Genomic DNA, 14798 nt, shown 5'->3' on the forward strand with positions numbered 1-14798 from the left:
CGCGGTGAGTGACGCGGCGTTCCTGCCGGGCGCGTCGGGTGGCACCGCCAGGCCCGGCGGAGGCGCCGGCGGCGGCCAGGAGCAGGCGATCGGGCACGTGCGCGCGTTCCTGCGGCTCGTCGCCATCGAGCACTCCGTCTTCGCGCTGCCGTTCGCCTACATCGCCGCCCTGGCGGCATCGTTCACCGCGTCCGGGTCGGTGCACTGGGGTGCCCTCGGGCTCGTCACGGTCGCCATGGTCGCCGCGCGGACCTTCGCGATGGCCGCGAACCGGATCATCGACCGCGCCATCGACGCCCGCAACCCGCGCACCGCCGGCCGGGAGCTCGTCACCGGCGCCGTGTCGGTGCGCGTCGCCGTCGTCGGCTCCGTCGTCGCCCTCGCCGTCTTCCTCGCCGCCGCCGCCACGCTGTCCTGGCTGTGCCTCGCGCTCGCCCCGATCGCGGTGGCGCCCCTGGTGATCTACCCTTACGCCAAGCGCTTCACCGACTTCCCGCACGCCGTGCTCGGCATCGCCCAGGCCGTCGCGCCCATCGGGGCCTGGATCGCGGTGACCGGCCACTGGTCGTGGGCCGCCGTCGTGCTCGGCCTCGCGGTGGGCGCCTGGATCGGCGGCTTCGACCTCATCTACGCCTGCCAGGACGCCGAGGTCGACCGCCGCATCGGCGTGCGGTCCGTGCCGGCGCGGTTCGGGGTCCGCGGCGCGCTCATCGGCTCCACCGTCACCCACGTCGTCACCTTCGCGCTGTTCGTCACCTACGGGCTGATGGAGAACAACGGCGCCTGGTGGTGGGCCGGCCTCGCGGTCACGGCGGCGGCGTTCAGCTACGAGCACGCGATCGTCTCGCCGAAGGACCTGTCCCGGGTCAACCGGGCCTTCCTCACCGCGAACGGCTTCGTCGGCATCGCCCTGTTCGTCTTCGCCGTCGCCGACCTGATCAGCCGCGGCCTGTCGGTCTGAGCCGGCCCCGCCCATCCCCGCCGTGACCACTCCCGACCTGCAGGGCCGCGACCAGCAGCCCGGCCAACACCGCGGCGGCCCCGATGCCCCGGCGGGCGGTGGGCGGGTGCCCTGGGTGGTCGGCGTGAGCGGGGCCAGCGGGACCCCGTACGCGGCCGCCGTGCTGCGCGGCCTGCTCGCCGCCGGGCTGCCCGTCGACCTGGTGCTCTCCCGGGCCGCCCGGCTGACCCTGCTCGACGAGACCGGCATCGCCTGGCACGACGTCGCCTGGCAGCAACCACTGGAACGCTGGCTGTCCGCCCCCCTCGGCGAGCCCGTTCCCGATGCGGCCGCCACGTCCCCGCCAGCGCGTCCCGCGCAGCCTGTTGTACCTGCGCCACCCGTTCTACCTGCATCACCCGCCGAACCGGCCGAACCGGCCGAACCGGCCGAACCGGCCGAACCGGCCGAACCGGCCGAACCGGCCACGCTGGCCGCCGCCGTGGAGACGCTCGTCACGGTGCACGCGTCCGGCAACCTTGCCGCGCCGACGAGCAGCGGTTCCTATCGGACCCACGGCATGATCGTCGTCCCGGCCAGCACCGCGTGCCTGGCCGGGATCGCCCTCGGTCTGTCCAAGGACCTGCTGCAGCGATCCGCCGACGTGACCCTCAAGGAGGGCCGGCGCCTCGTCGTCGTGCCGCGGGAGATGCCGTACACGGGCGCGACGCTGCGCCACATGCTCACCCTGCACGACGCCGGTGCGGTGGTCGCCCCGGCCAGCCCCGGCTTCTACGCCGGGGCGCGCACCGCCGCCGACCTCGTCGACTTCGTCGCCGGCCGCGTACTCGACGCCGCCGGAGTCGACCACGCCCTCTTCCGCCGCTGGACCGGCGAACTCGGCCACGCCCGACGACCCGACCAGGCCGCCCGCCGGACGGGTTGACCGGGGGCACCGGGCCCCTGTCCGGGGCAAATTCTCCGTTTGCATCGTGGAGCTCCGCGGCGTCCAACGACTTGTGTGGGATCCGGCCACTGGTGCTCGTCTACGTCCACGCGTTCGACTAGCGGCTTGGCCGTCGGTCCGTCGCACATGTTCGGGATCACGGTGCGTCGTGTTTGGCTCGAGCCATAGCCGACTCATGTCGGCCAGGCCGTCTCCTCGCTGGACGATCAAGGCCACTTCCGCGAAGTGCGGGAGTGGCTGCGTTCGCTGCACCGGCTGGATCCGGGCAACTATCGGTCGGTCAACGCGGCGATCGACATGCTCGCTGAGGGCGGGCCTGGGCTCGGACGACATCCGCGCCGAGATCGAGAACGGAGATCTTGACGTGAACGAGGTCGCAACGCTGAGTCGTTATGCCTGGGCGCTGGGCGCTGGGCGCTCGGATGCGGATCATCTTCGGCTATGGAGACGATCTTCGGCGGCTCGCTTGATCCAATGCCGTGTGGGGTCGTTTGCGAGGTCAGGACCTCTGGGCATGCTCTCCAAGCTGCGTCCGGTGACACCACCGCCGTCGGACTCGGCCCGCATGTCCCTACACCAAGATTGCCGGGTTGGGGCGGAAGTGACGGCGCCTCGTGCTCGACCGGGCAGTTCCGGGATCCCTCTGGCAGGGGCGGTGCCTAGGCAGGCAGAGTGGGCGGCGACGGCCGAGGGCCGGGGACGGTGGGTTGTGGCCACGGGCCGGCGGGCGCGGAGTTCAGTGGATCGAGGGCGACATGGCGACGAACGGGCGCGGGGCGGCGAAGGGCCGGGGACGCGGTTCGGGTCGATCGAAGGCGGCCGGGACGGGCCGCCCTGACTCGGCGGCAGGCGGCAACTCGGCGACGGGCGGTGGTCGATCGTCAGGCGGTGGCCGTGCGGCGGGCGGTGGCCGTGCGGCGGGGGGTGGCCGGTCCGAGGGCGCGGGCAGGCCGGGGCGCCGGGAGCGGCCGGTGCAGCAGGACGTCGACCTGCGGGTGCAGTTGCCGTACTTCCTGATCCGGCTGGCCGCCCTCGTGGTGATCACGGTCGTGCTCGCGGTGGTCGGGGTGAACCTGCTGCTCGCGGTGCTGATCGGGTTCGCGGTCGCCGGCCTGCTGACCTGGCCGCTGGGGCGGATGCAGCGCCGGGCGGCGCAGCGGGCCGCCGAGGCCAAGGGCGCGGCGGGGCCACGGCCTCCGGGCGCGGGCAAGGGTAAGGGTGGGGACGCGTGAGCGGACGCCGGCCAGCCCAGCGGCCGCTCGTGACGGGTCGGCCCGGTCGGCTGTGCTGGTCATGACGGGTCAGCTCGGGTGGTTCCGACGGTTGTGACGGGTCAGCTCGGCCGGCTCGGGTAGGTCTGACGGTGTCGCGGGCTAGTCTGGACGTCATGGATGCTGGGCTCAAACGGGAGATCGAGGCCAAGGTTTCCGCCGGCGAGCGGCTGAGCCGCGCCGACGGGGTGGCGCTGTACGCCAGTGACGATCTCGCCTGGCTCGGCGGCCTCGCCCACGAGGTCCGGACCAGGAAGAACGGCGACCGGACCTTCTTCAACGTCAACCGGCACCTGAACCTGACCAACGTCTGCTCGGCGTCCTGCGCCTACTGCTCGTTCCAGCGCAAGCCCGGCGAGGCCGACGCCTACACGATGCGCATCGAGGAGGCCGTCCGGCTCGCCAAGGAGATGGAGCCGGCCGGCATCACCGAGCTGCACATCGTCAACGGCCTGCACCCAACGCTGCCGTGGCGGTACTACCCCCGCTCGCTGCGGGAGCTGCGCAAGGCGCTGCCCGGCGTCGCGCTCAAGGCGTTCACCGCCACCGAGATCCACTGGTTCGAGAAGATCAGCGGCCTGCCCGCCGACGAGATCCTCGACGAGCTCATCGACGCGGGCCTGGAGTCGCTGACCGGCGGCGGTGCGGAGATCTTCGACTGGGAGATCCGGCAGCGGATCGTCGACCACAACACCCACTGGGAGGACTGGTCGCGCATCCACCGCCTCGCCCATGCCAAGGGCCTGCGCACTCCCTGCACCATGCTCTACGGGCACATCGAGGAGCCGCGCCACCGGGTGGATCACGTGCTGCGGCTGCGTGAGCTGCAGGACGAGACGGGCGGCTTCGCGGTGTTCATCCCGCTGCGCTTCCAGCACGACGCCGCCGGCGACCCGCGCAACCGGCTGATGAACCAGCCGATGGCGACCGGCGCGGAGGCGCTGAAGACGTTCGCCGTCTCCCGGCTGCTGTTCGACAACGTCGACCACGTCAAGTGCTTCTGGGTGATGCACGGGCTGACCACGGCGCAGCTCGCGCTGAACTTCGGCGCCGACGACCTGGACGGTTCGGTCGTCGAATACAAGATCACCCATGACGCGGACCGCTTCGGTACCCCGAACACGATGACGCGCGAGGACCTGTTGGCGATCATCCGGGACGCCGGCTTCCGGCCGGTCGAGCGGGACACCCGTTACCGGGAGATCCGCTCCTACGACGGTCCCGATCCGGCCCGCCGCGAGATCCCCACCTCGATCGACGCCTGAGGCGGGAGTCGATGGCCAGCAAGGACGACCCGACGCCGGCAGGCGCGGCGAGCCAGCCGACGCCCACGAACGCCGGCTCCGTGAACGCCGGGTCGGTGAACTCCGGATCCAGCCCCCTTCCGCGGGTGCGGCCGCCGGGCGCGCCGGGCATCGGCTCGATCTTCGTGCTCGCCTTCCTGGTGATCCTCGTCCCGGGCGTGGCGGTCTACGTGCTGCTCGACTGGGCCGGTCTGCCGATCGGCGGCGCCAGCCTGCTCGGCCTGCTCGTCGTCTTCCTCGGGCTGGGGTTCTTCCCGACCGTGCTGCGCAGGCTCGGCTGGGTGCCGACGAAGAAGCGGAGGTCCTGATGGAACTGCGCAAGCGTCCCACCGCGCGCCCGAGGCGGGCCGCGGCCGCGGCACCGGGGACCCCGGCGGCCCCGGCCCCGGCGGCGAGGGAACGCGGCCTGCTCGGCATCAACCTGCGGTACTTCGCCCTGCGCGCGGTGCTCTTCGGGGTGGTGCTCGCCGTCGTCCTGCTGCTCGGGGCGGGCGGGTTTCTCGCGTTCGTGCTGGCGTTGGCCGTCAGTGGGCTGATGAGCTATCCGCTGGCGCTGAGGCAGCGCCGCGCGGTCGTCGCCGTGATGGAGAACCGTCACGGCGGCCGTCGTTGACCGGGCCGGCGGGCGCCGAAGCCCGGCCGCGGGTCGGGCACATCCAGTTCCTGAACTGCCTGCCGCTGTACTGGGGCCTGGTCCACTCGGGTGCGCTGCTCGACATCGAGCTGACCAAGGACGCCCCCGATCGGCTCAACGAGGCCCTCGTGGCGGGCGACCTGGACATCGGCCCGATCAGCCTGGTCGAGTACCTCCGGCACGCGGATGATCTCGTCGTCCTGCCCGATCTCGCGGTCGGCTCCGACGGGCCGGTGCTGTCGGTCGTGCTGAGCACGGCGGTGCCGCTCGCCGAGGTCCGCACCGTCGCGCTCGGCTCGACGTCGCGGACCAGTGTGCTGCTGGCCCGGATGCTGCTGGAGGAACGCCACGGCCTGCGGCCTACGTACGTGACGATGCCGCCCGACCTGCCGTCGATGCTGCGGGAGGCCGACGCCGCGGTGATCATCGGGGACGTGGCGCTGCGCGCGACCTACGATGCCGAACGCGGCGGCGAGGGCCATCCGCTGGGCCTGATCGACCTGGGCGCGGCCTGGCGGGAGTGGAGCGGGCTGCCGATGGTCTTCGCGGTGTGGGCGGCCCGCAGGTCGTTCGCGCAGCGGCATCCCGGGACGGTGAAGGAGGTCCACGACGCGTTCCGATCCGGGCTGGACCTCGCGCTGCGCGATGTCGACCAGGTGGCGACGCGGGCGGCCCGCTTCGAGGTGTTCGACCCGGCGACGCTGGCTCGCTACTTCACCACGCTGGACTTCCGGCTGGGCGAACGGCAGCAGGCGGGCATCCGCGCCTTCGCGGACAAGGCCGCGCGCCGCGGCGATGTCCCCCCGCTTCGGGCGATGACCTTCGCCGAGGTCTGATCCGCCGTCTGACCTGACGGCGTCTGACCTGTCGGTGCCTGATCTGTCGGCGTCTGATCTGTCGGCGTCAGTCGGACCGGGGCAGGGCCAGCTCGGCGCCCGTGGTCAGACCGGCGGGCGGAACGCGTGCGAGATGCCGGACGGTGGGACGGCCCGATGGGTGTTCGCGGTCGCAAAGCGGGCGATGCGCCCCTTGACCAGGGCGATCAGCCGGGGCGGGGTGGCCCGCCCGCCGGGCGCGATCAGCATCTCGTCGAGCGAATCGCCGCCGTCTCCACCGGGGAGGGCGGGTTCGAAGGAGGCCGCATCCTCCGGGCGCGCGCCGGACCCGGCCGGCGTGAACGCCTCCGCCGCCGCGCCTGACCCGACCGGCGACGCCGGCCCCTCCGCGGAATCCGACCTGGCCGGCGGGGCTGCGCTCGGTGGGGGAGAGCTCGGTGGGGGAGCGGGCATCGACGGGGTGCGGCCCGCGGTTCCCGGCCGGCCATGCAACGGGGTGACGGTCGGCCCGCCGAGCCCGCCGTCGCCGATGCGGCCGTCGACAGTCGCATCCGGCGCGGCGGCCTCCGGCCCCTGGCCGGTGTCGGCGGCGCATCCCCGCCGGGCGGCGGCGTCGATGAGCCCGTTGACGGCGAGGGTCCAGGCCCGCAGCCCCTCGTGCCCGGTCAGTTCGGTGAACACCGCCGCCTCCAGGCAGCAGGTGCTCGCGCCCGCGAGTTCGTCGACGTCGAGCAGCGAGATGGCGAGCAGGCCGGCCAGATGGCCCGCGAGCATGAACAGCCGGAACTGCTGGTGCGGCAGCAGCGGGGTGCCCAGCAGACTGTCGACCACGCTCTGCTGATCGAGGACCCGGGCGGTGACGTCCTGCGGGTCGAGCCGATCGGCCTTGGCGATGAGGTCCGCGACCAGGCGATCGAGGTAGTCGAGCTCGCGGTCCGACCGGCGGTGGTCGAGCAGGTCCGACACCCGGCGGCGGGACTCCCGCTCCGGGTCGGGCCGGCGACGCAGGCGCTCGGCCCGCGCCGCCACGGCCGCCTCGCGCAGGTCGACGAGGGCGCCCCCGGCCTCCAGTGCGGCGTCGACGGCCGCGATCACGGGCCGCGAGGGAATCCCACGACTGGGCTGCTCAAGCTGCGAGATGTACTGGCGGCTGTAGCCGGTGCGCCGGGCGAGCTCGTCCCGGGAGAGAACGCGTTCACAGCGCCGCCGCCGGACCTCCACGGGGAGCAGGTCTTCAGCGGTCGCCGCGCCCTGCCTGCCTCGGCTCCGTTGCCGCATCTGTTGACGTCCTTCCGCGTGGCAGAGGTCGCCTCCCACCGAGGGAGGCCAGTCGTCGTGCGCCGCCTCTCGCGCCCCCCGAGAGCCGGCAGGAATTCACCGGTAGTGATCAGGCTACTCCATGGCGCACCCTAGTAGACTAGAGGCCAAAAGTCCCATACGCGAACGCTTGCGATGATTACTCTCCGTCATAAAGTGGGCCACTTGGACTGGCCTGTGTCGCTTCAGGTGCGTGATCGGCTACATGGCGTCCGGAAGACCGGAGGGGCGCGGCGGACCCGTCGAGACATTATGCCTGTATTCTTGGGCTCTTGTTGGGAAACGGGAGTGTTGCTGAGGAAGTCCTGCCGGAAAATCGCGGAATCTTCGAGAGATCGTCTCCGGCGAGCTATTCCCACAACGCGGGCTATCACTGTCACGCCGGGCGTGCGGCACTTCGCCACGGTCTGTGGGTATCGCGGGGATGACCGACATGGGTCATCCCCGAAAACCATCCTGAATGACGATGCGCGGAGTCGGGTGGGGCGCGTACAAAAGAATGGTGGATACCGGCCGTTCGGTGGACGCCGACACCGTCGGGCTCGGCCGGGACGACGCTGTCGCCCCGGCTCGGGGCTCCTCCGGGACGGCCCGCAGCCCCGACTCCCCACGCCGAGTCGTCGTCGTGGACGACGCGGACGGCGTGCGCGAGCTGCTCTGCCTGCTGCTGAGCACCGAGCCCGACTTCGTGGTCGTCGGCGCTGCCGCCAACGGGGCGGAGGCCATCGACGAGGTCGTTCGCACGGCGCCGGACCTGGTGCTGCTCGATCTCGCGATGCCGGTGCTCGACGGCCTCGGCGCGCTGCCGCGGATCCGGCGGGTCGCGCCGTACGCCACCGTGGTCATCTTCACCGGCTTCTCCGAGGACGCGCTGCTCGACCGGGTGCTCGCCCTGGGCGCGGACGCCCTGCTGGAAAAGGGCCTCGCCACCGGCCCGCTGGTCGACCAACTCCGCCGCCTCTGCGCCGCCCGCGCACCGGCGGCCGAGTCCCCCTGACGGGCCCGAGTGCCTCTGACGGGCCCGAGTGCCCCCGACCGGCCCGAGTCCCGTCCGACCGGCCGAGTCTTCCGTGATCGAATGTCGGCGTCGATCGCGTTGTTCACTTTCTCCGTCGGTGCGGTAGAGTTGTGATGGCGGTGTCGGAAGGTCGGAAAGGCCACCGATAGCCGCCCGATTTGGCCCGGTTTGCGGGGTGATGCGCTGCTGGTGGCGGGGTGCTGGGACCCACAACGCGCCCATCAGCGTCACTTCTGTGGAAACATGGGGTCGTGGTTGCGCGTGCCCTCACCCTCGGGGCGCCGGTCGAGCGAGCGACGGGTCTGATCCCCGTCTCGCCCCGGCGCGGGTTCGCGTCGCACCCCGCGGCCGCGTGCCTCGTGATTGAGCCGATGCTCGTCGCGCGCCTGCACGTCGATCTGCTGCGGGTCTCCAGCGCCGGCTGTCGCCGCTTCCGCTGACGTTCCCGTTCGCGGCGCCGCTGTGCCGGCGTCGCGTTTCCCCGCGCATCGAGAGATCTCATGACTTCTCCTGCCCGTCCCGTCCGTTCCGCACGCCCGTCCCGTCCCAAGGGGGCGGGCCAGTGGGCGTTGGGATACTCCGAGCCGCTCAACGCCAACGAGCGGATGAAGAAGGACCAAGGCGGGCTGGAGGTGCGCGACCGCATCCTCAACGTCTACCCGCACACCGGCTTCGACGGGATCGACCCCCAGGACCTGCGTGGCCGGTTCCGCTGGTGGGGGCTGTACACGCAGCGCCGGCCGGGGATCTCCGGCGGGCGCACGGCGGTCCTCGAACCGGAGGAGCTCGACGACTCCTACTTCATGCAGCGGATCCGGCTCGACGGCGGCCGAATGACCGCCGAGCAGCTTCGGGTCATCGCGGACATCTCCACCCGGTACGGCCGGGACGTCGCCGACGTCACCGACCGGCAGAACATCCAGCTCCACTGGATCCGCATCGAGGACGTGCCCGCCATCTGGGCCGCCCTCGAGGGCGCCGGGATGACGACCGCCGAGGCCTGCGGCGACACCCCGCGGGTCATCCTCGGCTGCCCGCTGGCGGGCGTCGACGGCGACGAGGTCATCGACGGCTCGGCCGCGATCGACGAGGTGGTCGAGCGTTTCGTCGGCGACCCGACGCTGGCGAACCTGCCCCGCAAGTTCAAAAGCGCGATCTCCGGCTGCGCGGACCACTGCACGCTGCACGAGATCAATGACATCGCGTTCGTCGGCGTCGTCCACCCGGAACTCGGTGCGGGCTACGACCTGTGGGTCGGCGGCGGACTGTCGACGAACCCGAAGCTCGGCGTGCGGCTCGGCGCGTTCGTGCCGCCGGCGCGCGTCGCCGAGGTCTGGCACGGCGTCGCCTCGCTGTTCCGTGACTACGGCTACCGCCGCCTGCGCACCCGGGCGCGGCTGAAGTTCCTCGTCGCGGACATGGGCGCCGAATGGGTGCGCACCACCCTGGAGAAGGAGTATCTGACGGCCGCGCTGCCCGACGGGCCGCCGCCGGCACCGCCGCGCAACGAGGGCCGCGACCACATCGGCGTGCACCGCCAGCGCGACGGGCGCAACGCGGTGGGCTTCGCCCCGCGGGCGGGGCGGGTCTCCGGATCGATCCTGCACGCCGTGGCGGATCTCGCCGATCGGTTCGGGCAGGGCCGCATCCGCGCCACGACGACCCAGAAGCTGGTCATCCTCGACGTCGCCGACGAGGCCGTGGCCCCGCTGGAGGCCGAGCTCGCGGCGCTGGATCTGGTCGTCCGGCCGAGCGTGTTCCGCCGCGGCACGATGGCCTGCACCGGGATCGAGTTCTGCAAGCTGGCCATCGTCGAGACCAAGGGCAACGCCCGCGACCTCATCGAGGAGCTGGAGCGCCGCCTGCCCGACTTCGACGAGCCGATCGGGATCAACGTCAACGGCTGCCCGAACGCCTGCGCCCGCTTCCAGGTCGCCGACATCGGGCTGAAGGGTTCGCTGGTCCCCGACGACAACGGCGAGATGGTCGAGGGCTTTCAGGTCCACCTCGGCGGCCACCTGGGCACCCGGTCACGGCTGGGCCGCAAGTCGCGAGGCCTGAAGGTCACCGCCGACGGCCTGCTCGACTACGTCGTCGGCCTGCTGGAGACCTACCGGCACGAGCGCGCCGACGGGGAGAGCTTCGCCGACTGGGCGGAGCGGGCCGACGAGGCGTCGCTGGCCGCCGTCGGCGCCGTGAGTTCCTCGGCCGGTGCCGGTGCCGGTGCCGGTGCCGGTGGCGGTGGCGGTGGCGGAGCCGGAGCAGGGCCGGCGGGCGGGGGTGGCGATGGCCGGCAGTGATCGGGCGGTGCCCTTCTACTGCCCGTACTGCGGCGAGGAGGACATCGTCCCGGAGCCGGCGCCGGACGGCGTCGGCACCGGGCACGGGCACTGGGCGTGCCGGTCCTGCCGGCGAGCCTTCCGGCTGAACCTGACGGCCCTCGCGGTCGCCGCGGGCCCGGTCGGGGCCACGCCGGCGGGCAGGCCGGCGGGCAGGCCCGACGCAGCGGGGGACCAGACGGCACGGCGAGGCGCCGCGCGCGACGACGAGGAGACGAGCTGATGGGTGCCACGTTGCAATCCCGGGCGTTGCGGGCCGGGGACGAGCTCGACGGCGCGCCGGCCGAGGAGATCCTCGGCTGGGCAGTCGAGGAGTTCGGCCCGAAGCTGGTGGTCGCCGCCTCCATGGCCGAGGCGATCCTGGTCGACATGCTCGCCCGGATCCGGTCGGACGTGCCCGTGGTCTTCATCGACACCGGGTACCACTTCGCCGAGACGGTCGGCACCCGCGACGCGGTGGCCGCGACCTACGACCTGCCGCTGATCAGCGTCCGCCCCCAGCTCACCGTCGTCGGCCAGGACGCCGTCTACGGCCAGGACCTTTACAAGACCGACCCCGACCTGTGCTGCCGGATGCGCAAGGTGGTGCCGCTGGACCGGGCGTTGGCGCCGTACGACGCCTGGGCCGCCGGGTCGCGGCGCGCCGAGTCCGCCGGCCGGGCGAGCCTGAAGGTCGTCGACTGGGACGCGCGCCGCGGCAAGGTGAAGATCCACCCGCTGGCCGCCTGGACCGACGCCGACGTCGACCGGTACGTCGCCGAGCACGAGGTCATCGTCAATCCGCTGCTCTCGGACGGCTACGACTCCGTCGGCTGCCAGCCGTGCACCCGCCGCGGTGCCGGCCGCGCGGGCCGCTGGTCCGGCACGAACAAGACGGAGTGCGGCATCCACTGACCGACCCCGCTGCTGACCTGTGCCGCTGACCTGTGCCGCTGACCCGGCCGGGATGTGGCGCCGCCCGCGTGAGCGCTCGCCGGACGAGGACGAACAGGTACGGTGCACGCCGTGACGGACGGGCAAATCGCGGGTGAGGTCTGGCTGGTCGGGGCTGGGCCGGGTGATCCCGGGCTGTTGACCGTGCGTGGTCGTGAGCTGCTTGCGACCGCCGACGTGGTCGTGGTCGACCGGCTCGCCGCGGCCGTCCTGCTCGACGCCGCGCCGCCCGACGCGGAGATCATTCACGTCGGCAAGAGCCCGACCGCCCGCTCCTGGGCCCAGGAGAAGATCAACGCGGTCCTCGTCGACCGGGCCCGGGCCGGCGCCCGGGTCGTGCGGCTCAAGGGCGGCGATCCCTACGTCCTGGGCCGGGGCGGGGAGGAGGCCCAGGCCTGCGCCGAGGCTGGCGTGGCCTGCACCGTCGTCCCCGGCATCACCTCGGCGCTGGCCGTGCCGGCGCTGGCCGGCATTCCGGTCACCCACCGCGACCTGGCGCAGGAACTTGCCGTCGTCTCCGGTCACCTGCCGCCCGGCCACCCCGACTCGACCGTCGACTGGGCGGGACTGGCCGCCTCCCGGGCGACGATCGTCATCCTCATGGGGGTGGCGCGGCTGATGGACATCGCCGATGCCCTGCTCGCCGGCGGCCGCCCGGAGGTCACCCCGGTCGCGGTGATCGAGCGGGGCGCCACCCCGGCCCAGCGGGTCCTGCGCACCACGCTCGACGCCCTGGCCATCGACGCGATTGCCGCGGGTGTGCGCTCACCGGCGGTGATCGTGGTCGGCGAGGTCGCCGCCCGCAACGACGCCCCGGCCGTCGGTGCGGCGCCGCTCGCCGGCGTGCGCGTCCTGGTCGCCCGCACCCGGCCTCGCCCCGGCCTGCTGGCCCGCCGGCTGCGGCAGCTCGGCGCGGACGCGGTCGAGACCGTCGTGGCCCATCCCGCCCCGCCCGACGACGCCGGCGCGGCGTTGCTGGCGGCGCTGCCCGGGGCCGCGGGCCTCGTGCTCGCCGACCCGGACGAGGTCGCCGCGGTGGTCGCCCTGCTGCGCCGGGCGGGCACCGACGTGCGCGCACTGGCCGGGCTGACCCTGGTGGCCGCCCGCCCCGACGTCACCGACGCCCTCGACGCGCTGGGCCTGGCCGCCACCACACTCGACCAGCTCGGCCAGGCCGACCGGACCGACGCGGGCGCGGGCGACGCCGGCCGGGTCGCCCGTGCGGCGGGTGCCGGGCCGGCAGCGGCGGGCCGCCGGCCGGCCCCGGGGCCGGCGGTGCTCGTCGTCGGCGCGGCCGATCTGCCGGCGGGCGGCCCCTGGACTCCGCGCCGCGTGCCGCTGTTGACCGACGTGACCGCCGATCCCGATCCGCGGATCGCCGACGAGCTGCGGCACGGCGACTTCGACGTCGCGGCCTTCGCCTCCTCGACGGCTGCCCGCAGTACCGCCCAGCTGTACGGGCCGCTGCCCCCGGACCTGCTCGTCGCCGCGATGGGCCGGCGTAGCGCCGAGGCCTGCGAGGCCGCCGGCATCCGGGTGGACATCGTGCCGACCGAGCCGGGGGTGCGCCCGCTCGCCGCCGCCGTCGCCGACTTCGTCACCGCCAGCCGCGCCGCCGCGGCCTCCTGATCCGTCCGACGCCACGGCGCGGTTCCGCGGAACACCTCGGTCATCGGGCGTCGGGCTTGATCAGCCGGTGGGGTGGTCGGCGGCGTCGACGAGTGCGCGCAGCGTGTCGTCGAGCCGCGCCCGCACGGCCTCGACGACGCAGGTGTGCAGGCCGAGGGGCTCGGAGAGGATCCAGCGGGTCGTCGGGTGCCGTCCGCGCGCCTCCTCCAGCGCCGCGGGGAGGTCGCGGCGGGTGTGGTTGCCGCCGAAGAGGAAGAACGGGTAGACAACGATCTCGGTGCAGCCCGCGTCCGCGAGCGTGTCATAGCCCTCGCCGATGTCGGGCCGACTGACCTCGAGGAACGCCGCCTCGACGGCCCCCCACGGCCGCGGCCCGGCCGGCGACGGCTGCATGGTCGGCGGGCGCCCCGCGCAGCCGTCGCCGTCCTGGCGGGGCTCGGTCGCCAGGCGGCGGGCCAACTCCCGGACCGTGGCGTTCGCCTCGTCCCGTCGTGAACCGTGGCCGATAACCAGAAGACCGCGCATGGCACCAGTGTGCGCCGGATGCCCGACCGCGGCTGCCGGTCAGGAGGCGGTGCTGTCGCCGGAGCTGTGCCCCGGGAACACCTTCGCCGCGGGGTCGACGACCGGAGCGGCGTTGTTGACGGCGGTCGCGACCTCGCCGAAACCGGTGGCGATCAGGCGGACCTTGCCGGGGTACTCGGTGATGTCCCCGGCCGCGAAGACACGGTCGACGCCCGTGAACATCGTCGAGTCGACCGCGATGTGGCGACGGGCCATGGTGAGCCCCCAGCGGGTCAGCGGCCCGAGATCGGCGGTGAAGCCGAGCGCGGCGACCACGGCCTGCGCCGGGCGGACGTGCCGGTCCCCGGTGCGGGTCTGCACCAGCTCGACCTTCTCGATCCGGTCCTCGCCGTGGATGGCGGCGACCTCGGAGAAGGTGAGGATCTCCACGCGCGACGCCTCGACCCGCTCGATCGTCGCCGCGTGCGCGCGGAACCGGTCGCGGCGGTGCACCAGCGTGACCGAGCGGGCGATCGGCTCCAGGGCGAGTGCCCAGTCGAAGGCGCTGTCCCCCCCGCCGACCACGATGACGTCCTGGTCGGCGTAGACGTCCAGCTTCGGCACGAAGTAGACCAGGCCGCGGCCGAGATGGCCGGTCCCGGTCGGCAGCGGCCGCGGGGTGAACGTGCCGAGCCCACCGGTGATCACGACCACCCTGGCGCGGACCCGGTGGCCCTGACTACTGGTGACCACGACCGCGTCCGGTTCGTGGGCGAGCTCGGCGGCCTGCTGGTCGAGCAGGTAGGTCGGGTCGAACTGGGCCGCCTGGGTGACGAGGGCGTCGACCAGCTCGCGGCCGCGGATGGCCGGGAAGCCGGCCACGTCGTAGATGACCTTCTCCGGGTACATCGCGGTGACCTGGCCGCCCGCCTCGGGCAACGAGTCCATCAGCGCGACCGACATGCCCCGGAACCCCGCGTAGTAGGCGCCGTAGAGCCCTGCGGGGCCGGCGCCGACGATCAGCATGTCCACAGTCGTGTCGACGTCGCCGGTGCCCACGTCGCCGGTGCCCACCTCGCCGGTGCCCACCTCGCCGGTGACGATGT

General features: G+C 73.2%; 16 protein-coding genes. 13 read left to right on the top strand and 3 right to left on the bottom strand.

What is annotated here, in order from left to right:
- Positions 1 to 4: 4 nt before the first annotated feature.
- The 7 genes from mqnP (at position 5) to FRAAL_RS04355 (ending at position 5952) form a co-directional block, all read left to right on the top strand.
- A complete protein-coding gene (gene mqnP, locus FRAAL_RS04325; RefSeq protein WP_083866979.1) occupies positions 5 to 961 on the top strand; it encodes a menaquinone biosynthesis prenyltransferase MqnP in 957 nt (318 codons plus the stop codon).
- Between the two features lie 115 nt (positions 962 to 1076).
- Positions 1077 to 1886: a UbiX family flavin prenyltransferase gene (locus FRAAL_RS04330; RefSeq protein WP_011602235.1), complete on the top strand. Its 810-nt coding sequence runs from the start codon at positions 1077 to 1079 to the stop codon at positions 1884 to 1886.
- 992 nt (positions 1887 to 2878) lie between these two features.
- Positions 2879 to 3139 carry a hypothetical protein gene (locus FRAAL_RS04335; RefSeq protein WP_011602236.1) on the top strand — a complete coding sequence of 87 codons (261 nt, stop codon included), beginning with the start codon at positions 2879 to 2881 and terminating at the stop codon, positions 3137 to 3139.
- A gap of 155 nt (positions 3140 to 3294) precedes the next feature.
- Entirely contained in the window at positions 3295 to 4443 is a 1149-nt protein-coding gene (mqnE, locus tag FRAAL_RS04340; protein WP_041938835.1) for an aminofutalosine synthase MqnE, read from the top strand.
- Between the two features lie 11 nt (positions 4444 to 4454).
- Positions 4455 to 4790, top strand: a complete 336-nt coding sequence (locus FRAAL_RS04345) for a hypothetical protein (protein ID WP_041938836.1) — start codon at positions 4455 to 4457, stop codon at positions 4788 to 4790.
- On the top strand, positions 4790 to 5095 hold the full coding sequence (locus FRAAL_RS04350) for a hypothetical protein (protein ID WP_011602239.1): 306 nt from the start codon (positions 4790 to 4792) through the stop codon (positions 5093 to 5095). Before FRAAL_RS04345 ends, FRAAL_RS04350 begins: the two co-directional genes overlap by 1 nt.
- Complete coding sequence (locus tag FRAAL_RS04355) at positions 5092 to 5952, top strand: menaquinone biosynthetic enzyme MqnA/MqnD family protein (protein ID WP_011602240.1); 861 nt, start codon at positions 5092 to 5094, stop codon at positions 5950 to 5952. The genes FRAAL_RS04350 and FRAAL_RS04355 overlap by 4 nt, the downstream gene beginning before the upstream one ends.
- A gap of 105 nt (positions 5953 to 6057) precedes the next feature.
- On the opposite strand, the gene FRAAL_RS04360 is transcribed toward FRAAL_RS04355, so the two are convergent.
- Positions 6058 to 7230, bottom strand: a complete 1173-nt coding sequence (locus tag FRAAL_RS04360; protein WP_041938837.1) for a helix-turn-helix domain-containing protein — start codon at positions 7228 to 7230, stop codon at positions 6058 to 6060.
- Between the two features lie 505 nt (positions 7231 to 7735).
- Here FRAAL_RS04360 and FRAAL_RS04365 point away from each other — a divergent pair.
- The 6 genes from FRAAL_RS04365 (at position 7736) to cobA (ending at position 13188) form a co-directional block, all read left to right on the top strand.
- The gene (locus FRAAL_RS04365) at positions 7736 to 8266 is read left to right on the top strand and encodes a response regulator (RefSeq protein ID WP_231861504.1); all 531 of its coding nucleotides are present in this window, start codon (positions 7736 to 7738) and stop codon (positions 8264 to 8266) included.
- A 272-nt stretch (positions 8267 to 8538) separates the two neighbouring features.
- The gene (locus FRAAL_RS04370; protein WP_011602243.1) at positions 8539 to 8727 is read left to right on the top strand and encodes a putative leader peptide; all 189 of its coding nucleotides are present in this window, start codon (positions 8539 to 8541) and stop codon (positions 8725 to 8727) included.
- Between the two features lie 60 nt (positions 8728 to 8787).
- The gene (locus tag FRAAL_RS04375) at positions 8788 to 10587 is read left to right on the top strand and encodes a nitrite/sulfite reductase (RefSeq protein ID WP_011602244.1); all 1800 of its coding nucleotides are present in this window, start codon (positions 8788 to 8790) and stop codon (positions 10585 to 10587) included.
- A complete protein-coding gene (locus tag FRAAL_RS04380) occupies positions 10574 to 10849 on the top strand; it encodes a hypothetical protein (protein ID WP_041940160.1) in 276 nt (91 codons plus the stop codon). The genes FRAAL_RS04375 and FRAAL_RS04380 overlap by 14 nt, the downstream gene beginning before the upstream one ends.
- On the top strand, positions 10849 to 11520 hold the full coding sequence (locus tag FRAAL_RS04385; protein ID WP_041938838.1) for a phosphoadenylyl-sulfate reductase: 672 nt from the start codon (positions 10849 to 10851) through the stop codon (positions 11518 to 11520). The genes FRAAL_RS04380 and FRAAL_RS04385 overlap by 1 nt, the downstream gene beginning before the upstream one ends.
- A 102-nt stretch (positions 11521 to 11622) precedes the next feature.
- Positions 11623 to 13188, top strand: coding sequence for a uroporphyrinogen-III C-methyltransferase (gene cobA, locus FRAAL_RS04390; RefSeq protein ID WP_011602247.1), 1566 nt, complete (start codon positions 11623 to 11625; stop codon positions 13186 to 13188).
- 60 nt (positions 13189 to 13248) lie between these two features.
- Here cobA and FRAAL_RS04395 read toward each other — a convergent pair whose 3' ends face one another.
- Positions 13249 to 13713: a sirohydrochlorin chelatase gene (locus tag FRAAL_RS04395; RefSeq protein ID WP_011602248.1), complete on the bottom strand. Its 465-nt coding sequence runs from the start codon at positions 13711 to 13713 to the stop codon at positions 13249 to 13251.
- A gap of 39 nt (positions 13714 to 13752) precedes the next feature.
- Positions 13753 to 14718, bottom strand: coding sequence for an NAD(P)/FAD-dependent oxidoreductase (locus FRAAL_RS04400; RefSeq protein WP_173402723.1), 966 nt, complete (start codon positions 14716 to 14718; stop codon positions 13753 to 13755).
- Positions 14719 to 14798: the final 80 nt, after the last annotated feature.

The organism is Frankia alni ACN14a (assembly GCF_000058485.1).
In the GTDB taxonomy this organism is placed as follows: Bacteria; Actinomycetota; Actinomycetes; order Frankiales; family Frankiaceae; genus Frankia; species Frankia alni.

Excerpts from the sequence above, each read along its gene's own strand:
- mqnE (WP_041938835.1), top strand. The coding sequence starts at position 3,295 with ATGGATGCTGGGCTCAAACGGGAGATCGAGGCCAAGGTTTCCGCCGGC.
- FRAAL_RS04345 (WP_041938836.1), top strand. The coding sequence starts at position 4,455 with ATGGCCAGCAAGGACGACCCGACGCCGGCAGGCGCGGCGAGCCAGCCG.
- FRAAL_RS04350 (WP_011602239.1), top strand. The coding sequence starts at position 4,790 with ATGGAACTGCGCAAGCGTCCCACCGCGCGCCCGAGGCGGGCCGCGGCC.
- FRAAL_RS04360 (WP_041938837.1), bottom strand. The coding sequence starts at position 7,230 with ATGCGGCAACGGAGCCGAGGCAGGCAGGGCGCGGCGACCGCTGAAGAC.
- FRAAL_RS04365 (WP_231861504.1), top strand. The coding sequence starts at position 7,736 with ATGCGCGGAGTCGGGTGGGGCGCGTACAAAAGAATGGTGGATACCGGC.
- FRAAL_RS04375 (WP_011602244.1), top strand. The coding sequence starts at position 8,788 with ATGACTTCTCCTGCCCGTCCCGTCCGTTCCGCACGCCCGTCCCGTCCC.
- FRAAL_RS04380 (WP_041940160.1), top strand. The coding sequence starts at position 10,574 with ATGGCCGGCAGTGATCGGGCGGTGCCCTTCTACTGCCCGTACTGCGGC.
- FRAAL_RS04385 (WP_041938838.1), top strand. The coding sequence starts at position 10,849 with ATGGGTGCCACGTTGCAATCCCGGGCGTTGCGGGCCGGGGACGAGCTC.
- FRAAL_RS04395 (WP_011602248.1), bottom strand. The coding sequence starts at position 13,713 with ATGCGCGGTCTTCTGGTTATCGGCCACGGTTCACGACGGGACGAGGCG.
- FRAAL_RS04400 (WP_173402723.1), bottom strand. The coding sequence starts at position 14,718 with ATGCTGATCGTCGGCGCCGGCCCCGCAGGGCTCTACGGCGCCTACTAC.